The 25,733-nt window shown below is 28.8% G+C and carries 23 protein-coding genes; 1 reads left to right on the top strand and 22 read right to left on the bottom strand.

Annotation, left to right across the window (positions count from 1 at the left end):
- Position 1: 1 nt before the first annotated feature.
- The 21 genes from sigG to yfmF form a co-directional block, all read right to left on the bottom strand.
- Positions 2-775, bottom strand: a complete 774-nt coding sequence (gene sigG, locus KGF46_RS03180) for an RNA polymerase sporulation sigma factor SigG (protein WP_169468424.1) — start codon at positions 773-775, stop codon at positions 2-4.
- A gap of 91 nt (positions 776-866) precedes the next feature.
- Positions 867-1,589, bottom strand: a complete 723-nt coding sequence (gene sigE, locus KGF46_RS03175) for an RNA polymerase sporulation sigma factor SigE (protein ID WP_227856299.1) — start codon at positions 1,587-1,589, stop codon at positions 867-869.
- Between the two features lie 24 nt (positions 1,590-1,613).
- A complete protein-coding gene (locus tag KGF46_RS03170) occupies positions 1,614-2,459 on the bottom strand; it encodes a sigma-E processing peptidase SpoIIGA (RefSeq protein ID WP_227861795.1) in 846 nt (281 codons plus the stop codon).
- Between the two features lie 325 nt (positions 2,460-2,784).
- Positions 2,785-4,059: an ABC transporter substrate-binding protein gene (locus tag KGF46_RS03165; RefSeq protein ID WP_227829171.1), complete on the bottom strand. Its 1,275-nt coding sequence runs from the start codon at positions 4,057-4,059 to the stop codon at positions 2,785-2,787.
- Positions 4,060-4,320: 261 nt separating this feature from the next.
- Positions 4,321-5,481, bottom strand: a complete 1,161-nt coding sequence (ftsZ, locus tag KGF46_RS03160) for a cell division protein FtsZ (RefSeq protein ID WP_227432418.1) — start codon at positions 5,479-5,481, stop codon at positions 4,321-4,323.
- Between the two features lie 189 nt (positions 5,482-5,670).
- Positions 5,671-6,024, bottom strand: coding sequence for a small basic family protein (locus KGF46_RS03155; RefSeq protein ID WP_227829172.1), 354 nt, complete (start codon positions 6,022-6,024; stop codon positions 5,671-5,673).
- A 98-nt stretch (positions 6,025-6,122) separates the two neighbouring features.
- A complete protein-coding gene (locus KGF46_RS03150) occupies positions 6,123-6,797 on the bottom strand; it encodes a DUF881 domain-containing protein (RefSeq protein WP_227856301.1) in 675 nt (224 codons plus the stop codon).
- Positions 6,798-6,801: 4 nt separating this feature from the next.
- Positions 6,802-7,500: a DUF881 domain-containing protein gene (locus KGF46_RS03145; protein ID WP_227856302.1), complete on the bottom strand. Its 699-nt coding sequence runs from the start codon at positions 7,498-7,500 to the stop codon at positions 6,802-6,804.
- Between the two features lie 22 nt (positions 7,501-7,522).
- Positions 7,523-8,263 (bottom strand): FtsQ-type POTRA domain-containing protein, encoded by a 741-nt coding sequence (locus KGF46_RS03140; RefSeq protein WP_227856303.1) that lies wholly within the window; start codon positions 8,261-8,263, stop codon positions 7,523-7,525.
- Positions 8,264-8,532: 269 nt separating this feature from the next.
- Positions 8,533-9,750: an undecaprenyldiphospho-muramoylpentapeptide beta-N-acetylglucosaminyltransferase gene (gene murG, locus KGF46_RS03135; protein WP_227861794.1), complete on the bottom strand. Its 1,218-nt coding sequence runs from the start codon at positions 9,748-9,750 to the stop codon at positions 8,533-8,535.
- Positions 9,751-9,767: 17 nt separating this feature from the next.
- Positions 9,768-10,898 carry a stage V sporulation protein E gene (gene spoVE / locus KGF46_RS03130; protein WP_227432412.1) on the bottom strand — a complete coding sequence of 377 codons (1,131 nt, stop codon included), beginning with the start codon at positions 10,896-10,898 and terminating at the stop codon, positions 9,768-9,770.
- 51 nt (positions 10,899-10,949) lie between these two features.
- On the bottom strand, positions 10,950-12,305 hold the full coding sequence (gene murD, locus KGF46_RS03125; RefSeq protein WP_227856305.1) for a UDP-N-acetylmuramoyl-L-alanine--D-glutamate ligase: 1,356 nt from the start codon (positions 12,303-12,305) through the stop codon (positions 10,950-10,952).
- Positions 12,306-12,323: 18 nt separating this feature from the next.
- Positions 12,324-13,292 (bottom strand): phospho-N-acetylmuramoyl-pentapeptide-transferase, encoded by a 969-nt coding sequence (gene mraY / locus KGF46_RS03120; RefSeq protein ID WP_227829178.1) that lies wholly within the window; start codon positions 13,290-13,292, stop codon positions 12,324-12,326.
- A gap of 40 nt (positions 13,293-13,332) precedes the next feature.
- On the bottom strand, positions 13,333-14,706 hold the full coding sequence (locus KGF46_RS03115) for a UDP-N-acetylmuramoyl-tripeptide--D-alanyl-D-alanine ligase (RefSeq protein ID WP_227856306.1): 1,374 nt from the start codon (positions 14,704-14,706) through the stop codon (positions 13,333-13,335).
- Between the two features lie 167 nt (positions 14,707-14,873).
- Positions 14,874-16,853, bottom strand: coding sequence for a stage V sporulation protein D (locus KGF46_RS03110; protein WP_227829180.1), 1,980 nt, complete (start codon positions 16,851-16,853; stop codon positions 14,874-14,876).
- 11 nt (positions 16,854-16,864) lie between these two features.
- Positions 16,865-17,212, bottom strand: coding sequence for a hypothetical protein (locus KGF46_RS03105; protein ID WP_227829181.1), 348 nt, complete (start codon positions 17,210-17,212; stop codon positions 16,865-16,867).
- A 197-nt stretch (positions 17,213-17,409) separates the two neighbouring features.
- Positions 17,410-17,991 carry a TVP38/TMEM64 family protein gene (locus tag KGF46_RS03100; protein WP_255640441.1) on the bottom strand — a complete coding sequence of 194 codons (582 nt, stop codon included), beginning with the start codon at positions 17,989-17,991 and terminating at the stop codon, positions 17,410-17,412.
- Between the two features lie 277 nt (positions 17,992-18,268).
- Positions 18,269-19,204, bottom strand: coding sequence for a 16S rRNA (cytosine(1402)-N(4))-methyltransferase RsmH (gene rsmH / locus KGF46_RS03095; protein WP_227829182.1), 936 nt, complete (start codon positions 19,202-19,204; stop codon positions 18,269-18,271).
- 29 nt (positions 19,205-19,233) lie between these two features.
- A complete protein-coding gene (lgt, locus tag KGF46_RS03090; RefSeq protein WP_227829183.1) occupies positions 19,234-19,980 on the bottom strand; it encodes a prolipoprotein diacylglyceryl transferase in 747 nt (248 codons plus the stop codon).
- A gap of 368 nt (positions 19,981-20,348) precedes the next feature.
- Positions 20,349-21,635, bottom strand: coding sequence for an EF-P 5-aminopentanol modification-associated protein YfmH (yfmH, locus tag KGF46_RS03085; RefSeq protein WP_227829184.1), 1,287 nt, complete (start codon positions 21,633-21,635; stop codon positions 20,349-20,351).
- Between the two features lie 14 nt (positions 21,636-21,649).
- Positions 21,650-22,915 (bottom strand): EF-P 5-aminopentanol modification-associated protein YfmF, encoded by a 1,266-nt coding sequence (gene yfmF, locus KGF46_RS03080; RefSeq protein ID WP_227829185.1) that lies wholly within the window; start codon positions 22,913-22,915, stop codon positions 21,650-21,652.
- 303 nt (positions 22,916-23,218) lie between these two features.
- On the opposite strand from yfmF, the gene ychF reads away from it, so the two are divergent.
- Positions 23,219-24,316, top strand: a complete 1,098-nt coding sequence (ychF, locus tag KGF46_RS03075) for a redox-regulated ATPase YchF (RefSeq protein ID WP_227829186.1) — start codon at positions 23,219-23,221, stop codon at positions 24,314-24,316.
- Positions 24,317-24,592: 276 nt separating this feature from the next.
- Here the strand turns inward: ychF and KGF46_RS03070 are convergent, their stop codons facing one another.
- Complete coding sequence (locus tag KGF46_RS03070; RefSeq protein ID WP_227829187.1) at positions 24,593-25,633, bottom strand: GNAT family N-acetyltransferase; 1,041 nt, start codon at positions 25,631-25,633, stop codon at positions 24,593-24,595.
- Positions 25,634-25,733 lie beyond the last annotated feature (100 nt).

Here is a 25,733-nt window from a genome sequence, read left to right as displayed (position 1 = left end):
CTTATACATACTTTCTCATATTTTTTAAAGCATTTTTTTCAATTCTTGATACTTGTGCTTGAGATATACCGATTTCATCAGCAACTTCTATCTGAGTTCTTCCTTTGTAAAATCTTAAATCTAATACCAACTTTTCTCTACTATTTAATTTTTTAATAGCTTCCTTAAGTGATATTTCTTGCAACCAGTTTTCATCAGTATCTTTTTTGTCTTGAACCTGATCCATTACAAATATCGCATCTCCATTATCTTGATATACTGGGTCAAATAAAGATATTGGGTCTTGTATAGCATCAAGTGCCATTACAACTGACTCTACTTCTAATTCTAATTCTTTTGCTATTTCTGATACTGTTGGTTCTTTTGAATTTGTTCTAATTAATCTTTCTCTGACTTGTAGTGCCTTATATGCTATATCTTTTAATGATCTACTTACTCTGATTGGATTATTATCTCTTAAGTATCTTCTAATTTCTCCTATAATCATAGGAACAGCATAAGTTGAAAATCTGACATTTTGACTTAAATCAAAATTATCTATAGCTTTTATAAGACCAATACAACCTATTTGAAATAAATCGTCTATATTTTCTCCTCTGTTGTTAAATTTTTTTATTACACTCAAGACTAACCTTAAATTTCCTCTTACAAATTGTTGTCTGGCTTCTTCATCACCACTTTTTATTTGTAATAAAAGTTCCTTCATTTGCTTATTTTTAAGAACTGGAAGTTCAGATGTATTAACACCACATATTTCAACCTTATTAACTTGCATACATTTCAGTCCTCTCTCAAAAAGTATTCATCTATTGAAATTATTTACATTTCCAATTTTTTTATACTTTTTAAGAAGAATTAATTTAGAATTATACAAATTTTTTCATTTCTTTTTGTAACCTTGAAATTATTTTCTTTTCAAGTCTAGATATGTAGGATTGAGATATTCCAAGCATTCCAGCAACTTCTTTTTGTGTTTTTTCAATACCTTTATCTATAAGTCCAAACCTTAATTCCATAATTTGCTTTTCTCTGTCACTTAATCTGTCAAGTGCCATAACTAATAAATCTCTATCTATCTCTTCTTCTATTATTTTATATATTTCATCATTTTCTGTACCTAAAACATCTGATAATAAAAGTTCGTTTCCATCTAAGTCTATATTTAAAGGTTCATCAAAAGACACCTCTGTTTTCTTTTTATTATTTTTTCTTAGATACATTAGTATTTCATTTTCTATACATCTTGAAGCATAAGTTGCTAATTTTATGTTTTTATTTAATTTAAAAGTATTGACTGCCTTTATCAAACCTATAGTTCCTATAGAAATTAAATCCTCTACATCTATACCTGTATTTTCAAATTTTCTTGATATGTAGACTACTAATCTCAAATTTCTTTCTATTAAAATTGATTTTACAGTTTCATCAGTTTCTAGTTTTTGCAAAAGTTCTATTTCTTCTTCTGGTTTTAGTGGAGGAGGAAGAATATTGGCCCCTCCCATATAGTATATTCCTTTTGGCTTTATTATTTTTAATTTAATACCTAACATCGTAATAAAGCTTATGATTCTTTCTTTTAATCGTAACATCCTTTGTCCCCCTTAAATTTTTAGCTAGAATCCAGGCAATATATTTGGATTCATTATTGCCCCATATTCTCTATCATTAAAATTTGAAATACCAAGTATTATATTTCCTATTTTTTGCTCATCTACCTCTACATAATCAGCTTTTAGACCAATTATTATGCTTGTCTTATTACTTCCAGCATGTTTATAAGGTATTATTCTAACTCTCCCTGAAGTTCTGTCATCTAAACTACATATGATTTCCTGAGCTTTTTTCATATCTATATCTTCATAGTCAATATTTAATAGATTTTCTGGAATCAATCCTTCTAACACACTTGATTTGACTATTATTACATCACTTTGACTTATTGGGTCTTTTAATAAATTTCCACTATCCACTAAAGCCTTACAGCAAAAGCTTTTTTCTAATAATTTTATATTTATAGTCTTTGTAAGCTCTTTGATGTATTTAAACATCTTCAAGTCTTTGTAAATGTACTTTAATAGTTCACAACTTACATAAGTACATGCAATTAAAAAAGATATTTTTAAATGGCTTATTCCTGTAAAGTAAATTACAAAATAAGTACTTCCAGAAATAAAAATATTTACTAAATAAAAAACTAATGCTACATGAGCATAATCTTTTTTACTCTTAGTCCTAAATGAAATTAAAGTTATAATACTCATGATTATTATTTTAAATGGCACTGTAAATAGTATATTCATTGACGGGTATAAATAAGCAACAGAGTAGGCTCCTCCTAAACTAGCCCCCAGCAACTTATTCTTTCTAGGATTATATTTTTTAGTAAGAATAGAAGTACAACTTATAATAATATAATTTATTACTAGGTTTTCTATAACATAGTACTCAATATACACCATGTATCCCCCCTTAAAACCTTTAAACATATTATAAGATAGTATGTACAAAATTTTATGTCACTTTTGACAGTCGAATCCAAAACAAATTCTATTTAAAAATAACAATGATATATGTCTTATACTTTATGTCGTCAAAAGATATTTTTTTAGTATCAAACAAATAGGCTTTTTTGTAGAATCCAATATATCTAGGTAGAAGTTATTCAACCCCACTTTTGGAATATTTCCATAAAAAAAGACTATGCGACTTAATAATATAGCAAGTAAATCTTTTACTTGTATAAAATTAAGTTGCATAGTCTATAAATTCAAATATAAACTTAAACTATTGTGCTAATAATTCATTTGCATATTTTGCAGATTCATTTAGTGCTTGTTCTGGAGTTTTATCTCCAGCTATCATCATTTGAAGTTGTTTCCATAAGTGTTCATATATTTCTACTCCATGAGGTCCAACTGTTAATGGTCTGTACATATTTTTATCTTTTGTTACCATTTCTTCAAATCTTGGGTCTCCTTGATATTTTTCACCTTTAGCAACTGGTGCTCTTGGTATCTCTTTATGGAAAGCTTCCATTGAATCTTTACTTAACATATATTCAAGAAGTTTAAAGCCAAGTTCTTTGTTTTTACACGCTGACATTAAAGTTAAATCATCTACTGAAGCAAAACTACCAACTGTTTTATCTTCTAATGAAGTTACATATCCCCAGTTTAAGTCTGGGAATGATTTATCAAAAGTACTTGTAGCAGCAGAAGACAGCATTATAGTAAATGCAGCTTTTCCTGGTCCAAATACACTTTCAACCATTTCATTACTGTCTTTTGATAAAGCATTATCTGGTATATATTTTTTCATATCATTTATAAAGTTAGCAGCTTTTAATCCTTCTTCATTATTAAATTTAACTGATTTTAAATCATCATTATATATATCTCCACCAGCTTGCCATAGATATGGATACCAGTTCCAGTTTAAACTACCAAACACTTTAGAACCCCAACCTTGTGCAAGACCCCATTGGTCGATTTTTCCATCTCCATCAGTATCTTTTGTTGCTTTTTCACATATTCTTTTAAAATCTTCCCATGTTTTAGGAGGTTTTTCTCCCAATTTTTCTAGTATATCTTTATTATAGTATAATACACCTGGATTAGCAGCTTCTATAGGTAAACCATAAATTCCACCCATCATTTTTGCATTATCTAAGTATAAATAATTGTCTGAAGTTCCTGATTTTTCTAAATAAGGAGTTAAATCTTCAACTGCTCCCATTTCTATAAATTGAGGAAACATTTCTGCATACATATATCCTATATCTGGCCCCTCACCTGCACTGATTGCAGTAGCATATTTTTCTGCATAATTATCCCATGGTACTATTTGAAATTCAATTTCACAGTTATTTTCCTTTTCAAATTTCTCAAGTATCGGTTTCCATGCATCTGCATCATGATCTGTTAATGGTGCAGACCATACAACTAATTTTTCTTTGCCATCTTTTCCTTTAGATTCTTCTTTTTTTGTACATCCAGCAAGAAGTGATGTTGACAAAACAGCAACCATGGCTAAAGAAAGAATTTTTTTTAGCTTAATCATACTTAATCCCCTTTCAGACTTTAATTTCTCTTTTTCCTCAAATTTTTACAATTCAATTCAGATTTAATATTACCAAATAAAAATATCATTGTCTAATTATAAAAAACTATAATCATTTATATAATTATCATTTTTTTCTATACTTGATAAAAAAACTTTACTTTTTTATATTTTTTTGATACTAGAATATATTTTAAGAAATAATAGATTAAAATACAAAAAATAAAAAGAAGTCTATTGACTTCTTTATAAATTTACATATTATCTTCTTCTTCTTAAGAATGTAGGTATTTCCATGCTCTCATCATCGTCTTCTTCTATTATACTCGCCTTTTTAGGAGCTTCTATCTTTTCTTCAACGACAATTTCTTCTTCTTCTATTTCTTTTACAACTTGTTTTACGGTTGTATTCAAAGAAGATCTTATACTTGATTTAGGCTTAGTATCCAAATCTAAAATCCCACCTTGTAAGCCTTCAAATCCTGTTGCGATTACTGTAATCATTATTTCATCACCTAAATCTTCTTTTATAGAAGCACCAAATATAACATTTGCTTCTGGGTCACAGGATTCCATAACTAAAGTAGATGCTTCATTAACTTCAAATAATCCTAAGTTAGGACCACCTGTAACATTAAGAAGTACTCCTTTTGCTCCTTGTATTGATGTTTCTAAAAGTGGAGATTGGATAGCTTGTCTAGCAGCATCTATAGCTCTAGTTTCTCCACTAGCACTACCTATACCCATATGAGCAAGACCTTTATCTTTCATTATAGTAGTAACATCTGCAAAGTCTAAGTTTATTAATCCTTCAACTGCTATAAGGTCAGAAATTGATTGTATACCTTGTTTTAACACATCATCTGCAACTGCAAAAGCATCCAACATAGAAGTATTCTTTTGTACTATTTGTAAAAGTCTATCATTTGGTATTGTTATAAGAGTATCTACCTTTGACTTAAGCTCAGCTATTCCACCTTCAGCATTTTTCATTCTTATTTTACCTTCAAATGCAAAAGGTTTTGTAACTACACCTACTGTAAGGATACCCATTTCTTTAGCTAAGCCTGCAACTACTGGGGCAGCTCCTGTACCAGTACCACCACCCATTCCAGCTGTAACAAATACCATATCAGCTCCTTGAAGTAGTTTTACTATTTCATCTTTACTTTCTTCAGCAGCTCTTTTTCCTACTTCTGGATTAGCTCCTGCACCAAGTCCTCTAGTTAATTTTTCTCCTATTTGAACTTTATATTCAGCCTTTGATGTATATAAAGCTTGTTTATCTGTATTTACTGATATAAATTCAACACCTTTAAGTTGAGCTTCTACCATTCTATTGACAGCATTGTTTCCACCGCCACCTACACCTATTACTTTAATTTGTGCACATTCTTCTAATTCTACGTCAAAGTTTAGCATCATAAACCCCCTTATCTCATGATTCAAAGTTATCGTATGTATTAATTATATCATTTTCTTCTTTTATTTTGTTAACCTTTAACTAACATATTCCACAAAAACGTAAATTTTCCTTTTTAATTTTCTTACTTATATTGTCAAATATTACTCTTTAAGTATAAAATATTTTATGTATATATCAAAAGCTCTTTAATTTTTATGTTTTTTATTCATAATATTGGCAATGATATAACGTCTAATTATGGATAAATTATTAAATAGTCTCATACCAAAAACTAATACTGCTACATAATAAAGTGAAATTCCTAACTTTTCTCCTATATAAGTCAATAATATAGCCAAGATAGCATTCCCTATGAAACCAGTAACAAAAATTACATTATCATAGTTATCTTCAAAACTGGATTTTATCGCTCCAAATATAGAATCCATTATTGCAAGAATAGCTACTGACATATATATCGAATAATCCATAGAATATGTAAATGGAATGTAGTAACCTACTACCACACCAAATGCCAATCCTCCTAACACCCATATCATAAATCCTCACCTCTTTATTTTACTTTGAAACACAACTATATTACAATCCTTTTTATTAATTTTTTTTATTTTTTCTTTATTTTTTTGTATTTTTCGTTTTATTTTGCAAATAAATCCACTTTATTTCCATTATTTTCCTGTATTTTTATATTAATTCCATATATATCCTTTAGAGATTTAGCATATGATTCTGGAGAATTTATAGCTGCACTCAATAAATCTATATCTCCTATAGCTTTTATTATAAATGGTTGTCCATATGTAGTATCGTTCACTGTAATAGTTGCTCCTGAACATTTTATCTTACTTGTTGACAATACTCTTTCTCCATTTATAGATATTGCTTTTGCACCTGCTTTTTTCAAATCATTTAAAACTCTTAGAATGTCAATATCATGTATAATCAGGTCGTTTGGATTTTGTCCATCTTTTAATTCTCTTTCACTATCCTTCATAGTAATAGTTATTCCTGGACCTGTGACAGTTGAGTAGCCACTTAACTCTTTAACTTCTTCAAGTTCTTTTTTCATTAATGTTTGAATCGATTCATTTCCATTATTTTCTGCTTGCTTATATTCATCTAAAGTATTTTTATTACTTTTAAGAGCTTCTTTTAGATTTTTTATTTCCTTATTTGTATTTTCTATTTCACTTTCAATATTTTTAGTCTGACTCAATGTTATATACACTTTATTTGGGTTCAGTGATTTTATATAAGTTGATATGAAAATGCCTAATATGAATGCTCCTAATATAATCATTTTCCTTTTCATACTATTATTTCCTCTCTACTTTTTCTGTATCACCGTGTCCATTTATTTTTACATTATCTTCTTTAGTCACTTTTACCTTTGCATTATAATACGTTTCTATTTCCCAGACAATACCGTACTTTATATTGAGCGCAGAAGCTAATGTATCAGAATCACCAATTGCCTTTATTGTAATTGGCTCCTTTATAACAGTGTCATTCATATAAAGTTTATCTTCTTTCAAATACATATATGTATTTGAAACTAACCTTTGATTATTTATAGATATGGCACTTGCTTGTGCTGAATTTAATTTATTTATCATTGACAGTAATAAATCATAATTATATAGTATACTGTCATTTTTATCAAAGCTTCCTAAGGTTTTTGTAGAATTTATTTCAACTTCAATACCTTTTCCTTCTACATCTGTATATCCAGCTAAGGTTTCATATTTTTCTATTTCTGATTTAAGTATATCTTGCTCTCCTTTTTCACTTTTACCTCTATAAGTATCTATATCTTTTTTTACACTATTAATTTCTGATTGAAGATTTTCTTTTTCTTTTTTTAGAGATTTAAGTTCTTCTGTAAGTTGCTCTCCTCTCTTAAAAGTCGTCATTCCTCTATTTTCTATATTAATAATTTTTAATTGTAAACTAACGAGAACTCCCAATACAATACTTCCTATGATTATACTCTTATTTATAAATCTTTTTTTCAAAATATCACTTCCTTACAATTGTCTATCCTTCTGGAGTATATACAGCTAGCTTTCCATAATTTAGATTTATAGTCCCACCATTGGTATTTTTATTTTGCAGGTCAATCAAAATTTTATTTACCCTAGATATATTATAATCTAAGTTATCATCATTAGAAAGTAAGATTTTTATATTGCTTCTCGTAAGCATATCTACATTCCCTTCTTTTTTAAAGTTTACATAATTTATTTTTCTATAAATACCTTCTTCTTTTAAATAATTTAAAGTCTTAAATACATTCTCTTTAGTTTTATAATTTTTAAATTTTATTGATTTCGTATCATCAATATTATAATCTACTTCCACTATCAAATCATTTTTGCTTTCATTAGTGCCTTTTAGTTCCTCTAATAAGTTCCCTTTTTTATCTATATAACAATAGTTATCTTCATCCTTTAATGCTGCAAAAATTTCTTTTTCCTTTAAGCTTATAATTATCTTATTTGGAAGTTTCCTTTTTATTTCTACATCTTCTATATATGGATTTTTCATAAGCTTACTTTTCATGTCTTTAAAATTGTATTCAAATATATTTTCATGTGAACTTACATTTAACTCTTTCATTATATTTGACTTGGTGACTCTTTTATTTCCAATCACATCTATCCTCTTTACATCAAATAAATCACTCCCTACAATAATACATATCCCAAAAGATAGCATAAGTATAAAAACCAAAACTATCATAACATTATTCGTATTTAGCTTCTTTCTCCTCTTCAAATACAATCAACCCCTTTGGTTAATAAATACACCTTTCGAGTTTATATTTCCTACAAAAAAAATATAATATTTAAAATCAAATTTTCTCATTTTTTTACAAAACAATCTAATAAAACATTAAAAAAGAGGATTAAATTGATATTTCATCAAAATAAATATAAAATACTATATATTTTTTATAACTTAAAACTTGTATACACACAAATAAACCCCTAATTTAGAATAATTTAGAAAATCTAATATATTATAAATTAGGGGTAAATATCTATTTATCTTTTCTTTATTCCTATTACTTTAGCCTGACCTTCTATACTTGGAGCTGCTTCTTTTTTTACTTCCTCAACAACTTTTTCTTTTTTTGGTTTTTTAGCTATTGATTTTTGTGTTGAGTTGTATACCTTTATTATCTCATCATATATAAGGTCTATCGCCTCAGGTCTACCTATAGTTTTACTTGCATTTGCCATGTCAACTAGAAGCTCTCTATCGCCTAAAAGTTTAAATACGGCTGTATTTAGGCTTTCTGGAGTTAAGTTTTTTTCTAGAATTGCAACCCCTGCACCTTGCTTCTCTATACTCTTAGCATTGTACTCTTGATGATTTTCAGCAGTATATGCTTTAGGTATTATTATAGAAGGTTTGCCAAGAGCTGTTATTTCAGCTAGTGAAATTGCTCCTGCACTACCTATAACTAAATCACTTGCTGCAAGTGCATTTGCCATATCTTCTAAATAAGGTACTACTTTTTGGTATGGTTTAAGATTTATATTACTGATACTTTCCATAAATTCTTCATAATAGCTTTTTCCTGTTGCAAATATAAAAGCTATATCTTCATTGACCATATTCTTTATGACAAGTCTCATTGCATCATTTATTTTTCTTGAACCTCCACTACCACCATAGCAAAGTACCATTTTTTTCTCTTCACTTATCCCTAAATTTTTTCTTGCGATATTTTTTCTTGATAACAAAATTTCTTTTCTAACTGGATTTCCTGTAAAAACTAATTTTTCTTCAGCTGCCTCAGGAAATCTTTTATGTGAATCTTCAAAACTTGTAAGTACCTTTGTAACTGTTTTGGATAAAATCTTATTAGTTACTCCAGGAAAAGAATTTTGCTCATGTATTATAGCTGGTATTTTTCCCATAGACGCATTAAATAAAACAGGTCCACTGACATATCCACCAGTTCCTATGACTACATCTGGCTTAAATTTTTTAACAATTTTTCTTGATTGTTCCAATCCTTTAAAAAGCTTAAAAACTCTTTTTACATTATCTAAGTCTATTTTTCTCTTAAATCCTTGTACTGTTACAGTTTTCAATTCAAAACCATACTTAGGAACTATTTCTGATTCTATTCCCTTTTCCGTCCCAACAAACATTATCTCGGCGTCTGGATGTTCATCTCTTATTTTGTTAGCAATAGCTATAGCTGGATATACGTGTCCTCCAGTTCCACCGCCCGATAATAAAACTTTCATCAAATCATCATCTCCTGTTAATTAATTTTGACATGCTTTGAGATGTTCAACACTATACCTACAGCCCCCATAAAGATGGTGAGTGAGGTACCCCCATAACTTATAAATGGTAGTGCTACACCTGTAGCTGGCATTGATGATGTTGCAACTGCTATATTTAAAGCTGCTTGTATTCCAATTTGTGCCCCTATACCTATGACAACCATACAAGCAAATACATTAGAAGTCTTCAGCGCTATTCTTACACATCTGTAGACTAAGGCTACAAATAGCATTATAACTATTATACAACCAATTAATCCTAACTCTTCTCCTATTATAGCAAATATAAAGTCATTTTGTGGCTCTGGTATATAAAAATACTTTTGCTTACTCTTTCCTAAGCCTAAACCAAACAGTCCTCCTGAGCCTAATGCATATAAACCTTGTATTACCTGATACCCCTTACCAAGTGGGTCTTGAAATGGGTCTAAAAAAGATGTAACACGACTAAGTCTATACGGTTCAGCAATTACTAATGCAGCAAATAAAGCAGCCCCACTTCCTATCATAGCAAATACAATTTTCATATCCATCCCAGCAACAAATATCATTACAAATGTAACTAGAATTACAGTACCTGCTGTTGACAAATTTGGTTGAAGTATTATCAACGCAAAAAATATTCCTGGAACTACGAGAAGTGGTACAACACCTTTTGTCAAAGATTTTATTTTATCATAATTTTTCTCAATCAATTTTGCAGTTAATATTATTGTAGCAAACTTTGCAATTTCTGCAGGCTGAAATGTTAAAGCACCTATCCCTAACCATCTTTTTGCTCCATTTGCTTCTATTCCCAAAGGAGTTAAAACCAACAATAATAGTACTACTGCTATAGCTCCAATTGCTGTAGCATTTTTCTTCCAAAAATTATAGTCTATTCTAGATGTAATAATCATAACTATAAATCCCAGTATAGCATATATTACATTTTTCTTTAGAAAATAGTATGCATCATTATGTTTAAATGAAGATTGTATAAAACTTGCACTAAACACCATAACTATTCCTACAAATACTAAAAGCATAGTAGTATAAAATACTACTCCATCAAATTCAGTCTTCATCCTTATGTCAATTTGTTTTTTCAAATTTTCTTTAGGCATCCAACTAATCTACCTCCATTCTTCCATCTAAGTAAGTTTAGAGGTAAGAGATTATTTTAAATTGTTTACATTATCTTTGAAGTCTTTTCCTCTTACTTCAAAACTTTCATACATATCCCAACTTGCACAAGCTGGTGAAAGAAGCACTATATCTCCATTTTTTGAAATCTCATGAGAAGTCTTAACTGCTTCCTCCATATCTTTTACTATATGTATGTCATTAAATCCTTTATTTTTAGCACAACTTTCTATCTTTGGTGCAGTTTCTCCTAATAAAATTAATGATTTAACATATGACTTTGCAATTTCAAGAAGTTCATCAAAGTTGCTTCCCTTATCCATTCCTCCTGCTATAAGCACTATAGGTCTATTATAAGACTGTACAGCTTTTATAGTAGAATCTGGATTAGTTCCCTTTGAATCATTTACATACATTACATTATCTAAGTTTCTTACAAACTCTTGTCTGTGTTCAACCCCTTTAAATGTCATCAATACATCTTTTATTACTTCTAAATCTACTTTACAAACATATGCGATTGCTATTGCTGCCATACAATTTTCTAAGTTATGGCCTCCAGGCAAACTTACATCATCTTTATTTAGAAACTTAATCTTATCCTCTATATCTATTATTATGTCATTATTTTCTAAATATACTCCTCCATTTACTCTATGAGCTCTTGAAAAATAAATTATTTTGGCATTACATTTATCAGCTAGACCTCTCACTATTTCATCATCATAATTTAATACACAAAAATCTTCAGCATTTTGATTCATAAATATTTTTGATTTAGCTTCTATGTACTTTTCCATAGTATGATGTCTATTTAAATGATCTTCTGTAATGTTTAATATTGCACTTACTTTAGGTCTAAATTCATCCACACTTTCAAGTTGGAAACTACTCAGTTCAGTTACAAGTATAGATTCTTCATTTGAAGTTTCTATAGTATCTATTACAGGATTCCCTATATTACCAACTACATATGTATCTTTTTTGGCACTTGAAAAAATTTCTCCTACTAAGCTAGTTGTAGTTGTCTTACCATTTGTACCTGTAATCCCTATAAAAGTTGGATTATTTGACAATTTAAAAGCTAATTCTACCTCACCAATTATATACTTGCCTGAATTTTTTAGCTTCAAAATAAATGGCAGGTCTAATGGTACCCCTGGAGATACTACAACCATATCTACATCGTCTACATCCTCTGGATGGCATCCTAATATGTATTCTATGTCATTTATAGATTTTAATTCATCAAGTATTTTTTTTAATTTATTTTCATCTTTAATATCATTTACAATTATACTTGCTCCTAATTTATCTAAATGTTTAATTGTAGATATACCAGTTTTTGCAAGCCCTACTAATAAAACTTTTTTTCCACTTAAGTCCATTTTTTATTCCCCCTAGGCCTAAAATACTGCTATTATACTTATCCAAGCTAAAACAACTGTAATAATCCAAAAAACAAATACAACTCTTGTTTCTGGCCAGCCACATTGTTCAAAATGATGGTGTATTGGAGCCATCTTAAAGAATCTCTTTCTAGTTGCTTTAAAATATCCAACTTGAATTAAAACTGATAGAGCTTCTGCAAAATAAATACCTCCAATTATAGGTATTATAAGCACAGAATTAGTTAAAACTGAAAATGCTACAACCGCACCTCCTAATGCCATTGAACCTGTATCTCCCATAAACACTCTAGCTGGATATGAATTAAATCCTAAAAAGCCTAGACATGCTCCAACAGTTGCTGCTGCCAAAACTGCAACTTCTGTATTGCCTGCAACTGAACTTGCAAACAACATAAAAAATACAGAAACAACTAAAGTCACTCCTGATGCTAGACCATCTAGACCATCAGTTAAATTTACAGCATTTACTATTGCTACTATTATAAACATCATTATTGGTATATATAGTATTCCAACATTTATTACAAAATCTGTAAATGGTATCATAAGTTGCGAAGCACTTGATGATGACGTATACTGATAAAAAGCAACATAAAAAGATAATGCAACTTGAAGGATTATTTTTTGATATGCTTTTAGTCCAAGTGACCTTTTTAGCTTTATTTTTATAAAGTCATCTAAAAAACCAATAAAACCAAAACCAGCAATACATATAAGACCTACTGCCATGTCATGACTAACTTTTACTCTTGTAAGTCCAGTTATTAGAATTGCAACAATCATTATAATTCCACCCATAGTAGGTGTTCCATTCTTAGCTAGATGTGTTTGAGGTCCATCATCTCTAACTGTCTGACCAAATTTAAATTTCCTAAGCATTGGTATAAATATTGGTCCTATTATAATTACTATCAAAAACGCAATCAATGCGGTGTACGTAAGCTCTGTTATTCCTAACATCATAAAACTCCTCTCCCTTGTCAATCAACTCATTAGTTTAAGCTTATTTATTTAGATATTCAACTATTTTTTCTAATTTCATGCCTCTTGAGCCTTTCACTAAAATAGTGTCTTCTGTTTTTATTAATTCATCTAATTGATTAAATACATCATCTCTATGTTTAAAGTGATATATATTGGATGAATCGAATCCTAATCGTTTTGCTTCGTCTCCAATAAACACTGAATTTTCACCTATAGTTATTATAATATCAGTATTATTCATAGATGATTTTCCAACTAATCTATGACCATACTCTGAAATTTCACCCATCTCAAGCATATCTCCAAGTATTGCTACTTTTCTACCTTTATATCTTCCAAGTATTTTTAAGGCTGCTTCCATAGAATCTGGACTGGCATTATATGAGTCATTAATTATTGTTAATCTTTCATTTTTTATTATGTCTAATCTCATTTTTGTCCCTTTGAAGTTTTTTAAACCTGTTTTTATATAATCCAAAGAAATATTTAAACTCATGCCAACTAATATAGCCGACATAGCATTATATATATTATGCTCTCCTATTGTTGGTATAAATATTTCCTCTTTTTTTCCATTTATGACACATGTAAATGTCAAACTATCTTCTTCCATAGTATAATCTTCACAATAAATGTCATTATCTTTATTAAATCCAAATGTTTTTAACTTATATATGTGCTCTTTTTCTTTTAATGTAGATAAAAATTTATCATCACCATTCACAATCAAAGTATTTGTATCATCAAAGTTTGAAGCAATCTCCAGCTTTGCTTTTAAAATTCCTTCTTGTGAACCTAGGTTTTCTATGTGCGATAATCCTATATTTGATATGACTGCAATTTTAGGGTTTACTATGTCCACCAAATACTTTATTTCATTAAATCCAGACATTCCCATTTCTATTACAGCACACTCATGTTCTTTATTTAAATTAAACAAAGTCAAAGGAACCCCAAAATGATTATTTAGGTTCTTTTCATTTTTCAAGATGTTTAATTTTGCAGAAATAGCTGCATATATCATATCTCTAGTAGTTGTTTTCCCTACACTACCTGTAACACCTATAAATGGAATGTCAAATTTTTCTTTATAATATCTGGAAATATTTCCTAGAGCCAAAGTTGTATCTTTTACCTCTATTAAATTTATATCCGAACTTTCTAATTTTATTCCATTACTTTCATTTTTTATAAAAGTTTTACATCCACTATCATAGGCAGACTTTATAAATGTATGCCCATCTAAATTTTCTCCAACTATGGCTACAAATGCATTTTGTGCCTTTGCTTCCCTGCTATCTATAACTATATCACTTACACAGTCATTATAATCTCCATATATTAACTTTCCATTAGTTGCAAGTACTAACTCCTTTATTGTTAAGCACTCCATTCTCAAACTCCTCCTTATAAAACATTAGCTATATTATCTTAGCAACAAAAGGCAATGTATACCGTTACATATACATTGCCTACGATAACTCTTAACTTTATAATTATATACTATATTTCTGTTTTTTTGAAGATGTTTATGGATATATGTTAATTATCTGTTACTTTTTAGTTTTCAAAATATAGTGTTATACTTGAATCTTCATTAACTTTTATTCCAGGTTTTGGAAAAACATCCTTTACTTTTGTATCCTTGGGAATTTCTATATCTGTATCTAAATTTGGTTTTAACTTCGCATCTTCTAGTGCTTTCACTGCATCTCCAATTTTTAAATTTCTTACATCTGGTACTTTGACTTGTTTCTTTTCATATTCAGCTTTTTCTTCTTCTTTATATACTGGTTTAACCCCTAAATATTTTAGAGAATCATTCATTATTTCTTTTACTATAGGTCCTGCTGTAGTACTACCAAATGCACTTACTCCTGTTGGCTCATCAACAATAGCAAGAACTACAATTTGTGGGTCATCACAAGGTGCTATTCCCACGAATGAACATATATATTTTCCTTGAGCATATTTCCCATCTATAACCTTTTGAGCTGTACCTGTTTTACCACCTAGTCTATATCCTGGTATATATGCAATTTTTCCTCCACCATCAGTTACAACTGACTCTGCAATTTCTAACATTTTTTTGGATGTTTCTTTAGATATAACATTTCTTACTTTTTTTGGTTTTACTGTTTCAGTTATATTACCTTTATTGTCAGTATAAGATTTTACTACTCTTGGTTGCATTAAATCTCCACCATTTGCTATTGATGATATAGCTGTTATAAGTTGTATTGGAGTTACTGATATGGATTGACCAAATGATATTGTAGCTAACTCGACTGGACCTACATTTTTTTCATTATATAATATCCCCTTAGCTTCTCCTGGTAAATCTATACCTGTCTTATTCATAAGACCAAAAGATTCTATATAATCATACATTTTACCAACACCTAATCTACTTCCTAATTCAACAAACACAGGGTTACAAGAATTTTGTACTGCTTGTTTAAACTCTTGTGTTCCATGAGGTCTATAGTGTCTCCAACATTTAATCTTTCTTCCTCCTACAGTTACACTACCTGTACATGTGAATTTCTCACCATCTTTTATTACTCCTTCTTCAAGAGCACTAGAAGATGTAATAAGTTTAAATGTAGAACCTGGTTCATATGTATCACTTACTGCTGGATTTCTCCACATTTGATAATAGCCCTTTATTTTGTCTTTATCGCTATATTTTTCAAGTTCTTCTTGATAATATGGATATATTGGTGTTCTTGAGTCGTTAGGGTCATAATCTGGTTTTGATGCTAGAGCAAGTATATCACCAGTTTTAGGATTCATTGCTATTGCAGTGACTTTCTTTGCATTGTTTATTTCATAAGCTTTTTGTACTGCTTTTTCAGTATAATGTTGGATTACTTCATCTATAGACAATACAAGACCATTCCCTTGAACAGGTTCATAATATTTTTCCATACCTTGTGGAATTTCTCTACCTGAAGCATCAGTACTTACTATTAGTTTTCCAGCTTTCCCTTTTAATTTTTTATCATATTGCATCTCTATACCAGATATCCCTGTTGCATCTGAAGAAGTATGACCTATTACATATGGTGCAAAATTTCCATAAGGATAATATCTTTGATTGTCTTCTGCTACCCATATTCCACCTAATTTAGCATCCCTTATTTTACTTGCCTTATCATCATCTATCCATCTTTTGACCTTTACAAGAGCCATATTTTTTTTACTTATTAGAGAATAAATATCTTTATAGTCTTCATCCAAAATTTCAGCAACTTTTTCAGCCGCTTCTTTTTTATCTTCAACTTCTACAGGTTTGCACCAAACTGTATATTTAGTTACACTTACTGCCAATTCTTTCATATTTCTATCATATATAGTTCCTCTTTTAGGCTCTATAGGTATATCTCTTGTTTGTTGTTCTAATGCTTTTGTACTCAACCAATTACCTTTCATAAGTTGTAAGTATCCAGTCCTAATAACAAGGCAAAAAAACAGTGCACATGCTAAAACAAGAACAAGTACCAGTCTTTTTTTGCTTATCCTTTTTACTTTTCTCAAACCTATTCCCCCTAGTTATCCACATTTATATACTTTATTTGTCCATCTTTTGGATAGTCCATATTGAGCAATTCCTTTGCTTTTAACTCAATTTCTTTTATTGATGTTTTTTCAGTTTCTTTTGCCTTTAGTTCCTCTAATACTATCTCTTTTTTTCTTAAATCTTTTTGTAAATAATAAATATCATATTTCATTTCTGAAATTTTTGAATAACCACATAGATTCAATATTATTACTACGAAAGTTGTAATCAATAAAATACATTTAGCCCCTATTTTTTTATTAATTCTCTTTTTATAATTATTCTTTTTTTTATTTTTATATTCATTTAGATTATGTATTTTATAATTTTTTTTCAAATTATCACCCCGATAATATAGATTTTTAGATTTTCCTCTATACTATATTTGTTATTAATCATATCTCTTCCTTTAAAATTTCATCGCTAAATTAATACACTATTACACAATCTATTTGTAATTTTTTCTATACACAACAAAAAATCTATAGATTCACTAATTCTTGAATATCGAACCTATAGATTATACACTAATTTTTATTTATTTTTATCACTATATATTTTCTTTAACATATAAATCAATACACTTAAAGCAAATAATATTAAAAGTCCTGTCATCATGACTTTAGCTCCACCAGTCAACATCCCACCAACATAAGAATATACAATGGTTGCTGGTAATTGTCCTACCCCAGTAGCTATAAAGAAAGATATAAAACTCATAGATGTTAGACCTGCTGCATAACTCACAAGGTCAAAAGATATAAAAGGAAGCAATCTTGCAATTAAAATTGTATGTTTTCCATATTTATCAAAAAAACCATCTATACTTTCTAGTGCAAATTTACTTGTAAGTTTTGCAACTACATCTCTACCTAAAAATCTCCCAATTACAAAACAGATTGCAGCACCTGCCATTGCACTAACCCATGACAGTATAGCACCATTTACCCATCCAAATAAGGCTGCATTTGCAAAAGTAATTAAAAATGCAGGAAGAGGTGCAGCTATTGATTGTAATATCATAAGTGCAAATGATATTATTGGTGCCCAAACTCCAAATGATAGTATGTACTCCTTAATTGCATCTAAATTTAACATACTCAGATAAAATATCATCTGATTTACCATTTTTTTAACAGGAGGTATAAAAAAGTAAATAGCAAGTACCCCCAATATAATACAAATTTTTATTAATAATTTTTTATGCTTATTCTCTATTTTTCTTCACTCCTAATATCTATTTTAGTTATATTATAACAGAAAATATTTTTCTATATTGTCGATTATATCATAGTTGTTTTCTATTCTAATAAAAACTATAATAGGTTTTAACTATCATTAAGAAGTTTATTATTTTATTACATAGCTAGCCCTTACTCTCAAACTATATAAATTATATTTTTTCAGCTACTCTCAATTTAGCACTTCTTGAACGTGGATTTACTTCTATTTCTTCAGCACTAGGTAATATTGGTTTTCTAGTTATTATTTTTACTTCAGATTCTTTGTCACATTGACATATTGGTAAATGTTGTGGACATATACAATCTGATGCAAGATATTTAAATGCATTCTTTACTATTCTATCTTCTAACGAATGAAATGTTATTATACAAATTCTACCTCCTTCATTCATTATAGAAGAAGCATCATTTATCATCTTTGTAATTACTCCAAGTTCATTATTTACTTCTATTCGTATAGCCTGAAAAGTCCTTTTAGCTGGATGAGGCCCATCTATTCTAGCTTTTTTAGGAATAGCTTTTTTAATTGTATCAACCAATTCACCTGTGGTTTCTATTGGTTTATTCACTCTTTCCTCAACTATAAATTTAGCTATACGTTTAGCCCAGTTATCTTCACCATAATCTTTAATTATCTTAGCTAGTTCATCTTCTGAATAAGTGTTTACAACATCATATGCTGAAAATTCACACCTAACATCCATCCTCATATCAAGTGGTGCATCTTGCATATAAGAAAATCCTCTCTCAGCTTCATCAAGTTGATGAGAGGAAACTCCTAAATCTGCTAATACACCATCTATCTTATAAACTCCTATTTTTTCCAATTCTTCTTTTATATTTTCAAAATTGCTATGAACAAATTTTACTCTGTTTTCATATTCACTTAGTCTTTCTCTTGCTGTATTTATAGCATTTTTATCTTGGTCAAACCCTATAAACAATCCTTTATCTGATAATTTTTTTACTATCTCTTTGGAATGTCCTGCACCCCCCATAGTACAGTCAACATATACTCCATCTGGTTTTATCTTTAAATTTTCTATACATTCATTTAAAAGAACTGATACATGATGAAATTCCATAACTACCTCCTTTAAACTCACTATTTAAATTATTTTTCAATACTGTTGTTTTTATTTCTCTTTGATAAATAAATATGTGCTATTATAGCACCAACAACTCCAACTAAACTTATCACTTGAGCCATTCTAAGTGGCCCTAACATTAAACTATCTGTTCTTAATCCTTCTATAAAAAATCTTCCTATTGAATACAGGGTTATATAAGTTACTATAACCTGTCCTTCGTATTTTTTATTCTTTCTAAACAATAATAAAACTATAAATATTCCAAAATCCCATATAGACTCATATAGAAAAGTTGGATGAACCTTTACTCCATCAACCATTATTCCCCATGGTAAATTAGTTGTACCTCCATGAGCTTCTCCATTAATAAAGTTTCCCCATCTTCCTATAGCTTGTGCTAAAGGCATTCCAAGTATGACAGTATCAGCCATTTTTAAGAAATTAATATTTTTAACCTTAGTGTATATGTAACCAGCTAAGATTCCACCTATTAATCCTCCATGTATAGCAAGTCCACCACCTCTAAAATTAAGGATTTGAGATAGATTTTGAGCATAATAACTCCAATTAAATATAACATAATATATTCTTGCACATATTAATCCAACAGGAATTGCTATGATAGCTATATTTAATACATCATCTTCTTTAAGTCCTACTCTTTTTGACTCTTTTATTGCTATTAAAGTTCCCAAAATCATACCACTAGCCATGAGTATTCCATACCACATTATGTCTATCCCAAACAGTGTAAATGCAACTCTATCCATAACTCCACCTCTTTATCTTAATTAAAATATTTCCAAAGCAATACACCATATTTATAATTAATTGTAATTATACTAAATTATGATAACATATTAATGTTAATTCTACAAAACATATTGATGTTGATTCTACAAATACTCAAAATATATTATACACATCATCACAATAAAATCATTCATAAATTATTTGTAATCAAAGAAATTGGTGTATAATATACACCAATCTCTCTATAAGTTTTTATTAATAATATTTAATTTTTACTAACTTAATTTATATAAGTATATTCAACAAGCTCACTTGCTATCTAAATAAAATAAGTATCAAAATTAACTATTTGGCATTTAGCTACTCATTGTAATGTTCAAATTTTCTACTTAGGTTCTACAATAGAAATAACACAATACTCTTCTTTAAAGTGTTCTTTTAATCTTTCTTCAATTTCCTCAAAAGTAACATCTTTAATAATATCTAAATAATCCAAAATATTTATCTCTTTAAATGTATAAGATATAAAACTATTTCCTATAAAGTTTATAGAATCAAAACACTTAATAAATGAACCAATTTTTTTCTTTTTAGTTCTTTCAAATTCCTCTTTAGATAATCCTTCTTTTTTAGCTTTTTCTATATATTCAAGAATTATCTCTTTTACTTTTTTAGGTTCCTTAGAATCTCCAGCAATTACACTAAAAGCATAGTCTACTTGAGATGAAAATCCAGCTCCAAAATTTTCATTTATCAGACCTTGCATATACAAATCTTCATAAAGTTTGCTACCCTTTTTAAATAACATACCTACAAGTATGTCAGTTACAATTTCTTTACGTAAAAGTTCTTTTCCTTTTATACCTACATTATTATCTTTAAAACCTATGTTAAACATAGGTATAGATATAGGAAACTTTTCTATAACTTCTTTTTCCTTTACATTTGCTGGTTCTTCAGGATAAAATCTTTCTATATTCTTAGAAAGCTTATCTACATCATAATTATTTGCTTTTTTAGTTACATCTATGACTTTTTCTACATCTAAATCACCAACAACAAACAAAGCCATATTTCCTGGATTGTAGAAAGTATTATAGCATTTATACAGTTCTTCCTTAGTTATCTTATATATACTATCTACTGTACCAGCTATATCAATTCTAGCAGGATAATTTACATACATAGCCTTTAGACAATTAAAATATACATTCCAGTCTGGGTCATCATTGTACATTTTTATCTCTTGTGCTATTATACCTTTTTCCTTTTCAACATTTTCATCTGTAAAATAAGGTGTTTGAACATAATCAATTAAGTGTTCTAAACTCTCATAAAAATTTTCAGTAGCTGAAAATAAGTATGCTGTCATTGTAAAATTAGTAAATGCATTTGCACTTACACCCAATTTAGAAAACTTTTCAAATGCATCTCCTCCATCAGGTTGTTCAAACATCTTATGCTCTAGAAAATGTGCAATTCCTTCATTTACTCTAATCTTTTTATCTTCTCCTATTGGAACAAATTCTAAGTCATTTGAACCATAATTAGTAGCTAAAATAGCATATTTTTTTGTGAAGCCTCTCTTTGGCATAAAGTATACATCTAAGCCATTTTGTAATTTTTCATAATAAACTTCTTCTCTTAATATATCATTAACTATTTTTTCCATAGACATCTCCTCCATTAATTTCTTAAAAAGTATACAGTATCAAGTTCTATATCTTTTACAGCTTCGACTATATCTTTTTTAGTAACTTTTTCTATACTATATATTATGTCTTCTACTTCAGAATTTGTCTTTGCCATAGACTGAGAAAAAGCAAAATCAGACATTCCACCTATATTATCTGTTATAGACTTCATAGAGTTAACTAAAGCAAGCTTACTATTTTCTAACTCTTCATCAGATATATCTCCTGCTTTTAGACTTTCTAATTGTTCTTTTATTAATTTTACAGCTTTATCATAATCTTTAGTTTCTATTCCAGATGATATAAGCATAATGCTTTTATACTTCTCTATTGAAGAGAAAATATAATAGCATAAGCTTTCCTTTTCTCTTACATTCACAAATAGTTTAGAGTGTGGCCCACCACCTAATACATTACTTCCGACCACAAGAGCATAGTATTTATCATTATCTACATAATCTACATTTGCTCTATACCCCATAACTAACTTACCTTGAGTTATTTCCATTTTTTCGTCTACTACTTTTACTTCATCTACATGTTTTATGAAATCTTCTTTTGGTATATCTATAATATCTTCTCTTTCGAATTTTAAATTCTTGCTTATTATGTCTACAACCTTATCTTCATCAAAATCACCTTCTACAACTATGTCTATTGGAGATGTTTTAAGTATATTTCTATAATGTTCATATAGGTCTTTTGATGTTATATTATCTATTTCATCTTCATAACCAAACTCACTTATACTGTATTTTTCATTTTCACACATAGCTTCTATACATTTATCTTGTGCATATTCTTTTTTATCATTTATTATTGATTGTATCTTATCTCTTAAATTTTCTTTTTCAATATTTAAATATTCTTCTTTAAATCCACCATCCACAACAAGTGTATTATTTATTACTTCATTAAAAAATTCTACTACTTCTTCAAATATGTTTTCATCTAAATACTTTTCACTTATATTAATTATTTTAAAACTTAGTACTTGACGCTCTCCACGCTTTACAGCATCAGCTCCCATAGATGAACCATATAAATCATCTAGTTTATTGGATATTGCTCTAGCACTAGGATATTTTTCACTTCCGCTTGCTATTATTGATGGTATCAAAGCATTTTTTGTAGTTTCTTTTTTATCCAACAATCTCTGAACATACAAACTTATAAGATTTGATTTAAACTTTTCTGTTTTTATCAAAGTTAGATTAATATTATTACCCAAATTTATTATTTTCTTAGTATTAACCATATGTACCTCCTATTTTTTATTTAAACATCAATTTTAAAATTGAAATTTATTCATTTTTGATTGTATATACTTATATATAAAAACCTTCTATTTAATTATATCCTTTTTATTATTTTCTAAAAGTAATATTTTTATTTAAAAATTATTTAGACCATTCTGCTTTAAAGTCTAGTTTACAAGCTTCATATATATGATGTATAATCAATATGTATGTCTATAATTAAAACAATTTTACAATCCTATAGATTGATTGTTTAAAGTTATATAAAGAATATAAAAAGAATAAGAGAGAGGACGATTAATATGAAATTAGGTATAGTTGGTTTACCAAATGTAGGTAAAAGCACACTATTTAACGCAATAACTCAAGCAGGTGCAGAATCTGCAAATTACCCTTTTTGTACAATAGACCCAAATGTTGGAGTTGTATCTGTTCCAGATGAAAGATTAGATAAACTAAAAGAATTGTACAACTCTGAAAAAATAGTTCCTACTGCCATAGAATTTTGTGACATAGCTGGTTTAGTTAGAGGGGCTTCTAAAGGAGAAGGCTTAGGAAATAAATTTTTATCACATATAAGAGAAGTTGATGCAATCGTACATGTTGTCAGATGTTTTGAAGATGAAAATGTTATACATGTAGATGGTTCTGTTGAACCACTTCGCGATATAGAAACTATAAATTTAGAATTAATTTTCTCTGACATAGAGATTCTTGAAAGAAGAATTCATAAAACTCAAAAAGCCGCTAAAGCTGATAAAACTTTAGGTTCTGAACTTGATTTATTAAATTCAATCATGGCTACTCTAGAAAATAGTAAGTGTGTAAGAACTATGCAATTTACAGAAGATGAACAAATCTTTGTAAATTCATTAGATTTACTTACATCTAAACCTGTAATATACGCTGCAAATGTATCAGAAGATGATTTAGCAGATGACGGAGAGAGTAATAAGTATGTTCAACAAGTTAAGGTATTTGCAGAAACAGAAGATGCTGAAGTTGTTGTTGTATGTGCACAAATAGAAGCAGAAATTTCTGAACTTGATTCTGCTGAAGAAAAGAAAGAATTTTTAGAAACACTAGGGCTTGAACAATCAGGGCTTGATAAACTTATAAAATCATCTTATGCCTTACTTGGTCTAATTTCATTCTTAACAGCTGGTCCAAAAGAGGTTAGAGCATGGACTATAAAGCTTGGAAGTAAAGCACCTCAAGCAGGAGGAAAAATACATTCTGACATAGAAAGAGGATTTATCAGAGCTGAAACAATTGCTTTTAATGATTTAGTTGAACATGGTACTATGGCAGCTGCTAAAGAAAAAGGATTAGTTAAATTAGAAGGTAAAGAATACATAGTTAAAGATGGAGATGTAATATTATTTAGATTTAATGTTTAAAATGTTTATTTATCTACAATCTTAACTATTGTATTGTAATAAAGAAATTAGAATAATAGAAATTTCTATTATATTATAATAGCTATTTAGATTTTATAAAAAAGAGAGTTTTTCTAATTGATTTTTGAAAATCATAATAGAAACTCTCTTTTTTATAAAAATAAAATATTCTATATTTTAAATAAAAAAATATAGAATATTAAAAAATAAAACTTATAAAACTTCATTTTACTATTTCAAACTTTAAATTCATGTTTAACCAAAGGCTTGTTCCTTTTAAAAATTATATAGTATTCCTACAGAAATTATAATTGTCAACAATGAAAGTACTTTACTGTAATCCCAAATACGCTTTCCACCAAAACATCCAAATGGATAAAAAGGTATACTATGAAAAAGTAAAAAACTTATCCCAAAGGAAATAATATATTCATAAAATTCTGATTGTTTGTCAAATACTGCTACTACTAAAATAAAAAGTAGTACTCCTAACCACTCAAACAATCCTTCAATCCCCATACTACGTCTAAATGTAGTACTCCTCTTATACTCTGTTGGATAAAATCGACCTACCACTGGCCATATACCACCCAAAATTGTAATTAATAATGATATCAACAAACCACCTCTTGTAGCAATAAACTTCCATTTTTCAGATGAAATCAGGGTTGCAATTAATCCACTAAGTAAAGATACAATCAGTAATGAAAAAAACGCACCTACTCTGACAGCAAAATCATTAAAATTATTGCTAAAAAATAAAATAGGAAATGATATTAGTAAGTTTAAGACAATATAGATTCCTAATTGTTGAATTGATGAGCTATTTTTTCGTGATAATGTGCTCCATAAATGAAATCCAGAAGCAATAGCAAGTGTACTATTAAACCACAATCGTATTGTACTAATTAGCCCATAGTTTTGTAACATTTGTGTAAAGCTTATAATATGATATCCATTATTTTCAAACAACTTCCATGATGCAACATTATCGTCCTTCACAGTAGCAGTCGTAGTTTCACAACCTTGTTCTTTTAAAAATATGGTTACTTTTTTGTAAAGCTCACCTCCTATTCCCTTACCTTCATGTCCCATCTTTACATATGCTGTTTCTACATATCCAATTTTTTTGCCATTTTTTGCTGGAAAAATTTTATAGGAAGCCATACCAACAATATGACCATCTATTATAGCAAGAAAAGCATTTTGAGGCTTTTTAAATGCCATCCCTTCAACCAATCCAAAACTAGATTTACCAATTTTCCAAACAAGTGTTCTTTCATCATTTACCATTTCCCGAATTGTTATATTACTCAAAATTTTTCCTCCCTTAAGTACTTGAATAATTGCTGATATCCTTAGATTCACAAACTGTTATACTCAAATTAAAAACTTCTACCCATAGAAAAATTATATC

Source organism: Clostridioides sp. ZZV14-6153 (genome assembly GCF_020657855.1).
GTDB lineage: Bacteria > Bacillota > Clostridia > Peptostreptococcales > Peptostreptococcaceae > Clostridioides.
This window is presented reverse-complemented; position numbering and strand designations above follow the sequence as displayed.

Coding starts and splice junctions, on each gene's coding strand:
- yfmH (WP_227829184.1), bottom strand. CDS start 21,635: ATGGAAAAAATAGTTAATGATATATTAAGAGAAGAAGTTTATTATGAA.
- spoVE (WP_227432412.1), bottom strand. CDS start 10,898: ATGCCTAAAGAAAATTTGAAAAAACAAATTGACATAAGGATGAAGACT.
- ychF (WP_227829186.1), top strand. CDS start 23,219: ATGAAATTAGGTATAGTTGGTTTACCAAATGTAGGTAAAAGCACACTA.
- yfmF (WP_227829185.1), bottom strand. CDS start 22,915: ATGGTTAATACTAAGAAAATAATAAATTTGGGTAATAATATTAATCTA.
- KGF46_RS03155 (WP_227829172.1), bottom strand. CDS start 6,024: ATGATATGGGTGTTAGGAGGATTGGCATTTGGTGTGGTAGTAGGTTAC.
- KGF46_RS03165 (WP_227829171.1), bottom strand. CDS start 4,059: ATGATTAAGCTAAAAAAAATTCTTTCTTTAGCCATGGTTGCTGTTTTG.
- murG (WP_227861794.1), bottom strand. CDS start 9,750: ATGAAAGTTTTATTATCGGGCGGTGGAACTGGAGGACACGTATATCCA.
- KGF46_RS03170 (WP_227861795.1), bottom strand. CDS start 2,459: ATGGTGTATATTGAGTACTATGTTATAGAAAACCTAGTAATAAATTAT.
- sigG (WP_169468424.1), bottom strand. CDS start 775: ATGCAAGTTAATAAGGTTGAAATATGTGGTGTTAATACATCTGAACTT.
- KGF46_RS03150 (WP_227856301.1), bottom strand. CDS start 6,797: ATGAAAAGGAAAATGATTATATTAGGAGCATTCATATTAGGCATTTTC.
- lgt (WP_227829183.1), bottom strand. CDS start 19,980: ATGGATAGAGTTGCATTTACACTGTTTGGGATAGACATAATGTGGTAT.
- rsmH (WP_227829182.1), bottom strand. CDS start 19,204: ATGGAATTTCATCATGTATCAGTTCTTTTAAATGAATGTATAGAAAAT.
- KGF46_RS03115 (WP_227856306.1), bottom strand. CDS start 14,706: ATGGAGTGCTTAACAATAAAGGAGTTAGTACTTGCAACTAATGGAAAG.
- murD (WP_227856305.1), bottom strand. CDS start 12,305: ATGGACTTAAGTGGAAAAAAAGTTTTATTAGTAGGGCTTGCAAAAACT.
- KGF46_RS03100 (WP_255640441.1), bottom strand. CDS start 17,991: ATGATATTTTATCTGAGTATGTTAAATTTAGATGCAATTAAGGAGTAC.
- ftsZ (WP_227432418.1), bottom strand. CDS start 5,481: ATGCTAAACTTTGACGTAGAATTAGAAGAATGTGCACAAATTAAAGTA.
- sigE (WP_227856299.1), bottom strand. CDS start 1,589: ATGTTACGATTAAAAGAAAGAATCATAAGCTTTATTACGATGTTAGGT.
- mraY (WP_227829178.1), bottom strand. CDS start 13,292: ATGATGTTAGGAATAACAGAGCTTACGTACACCGCATTGATTGCGTTT.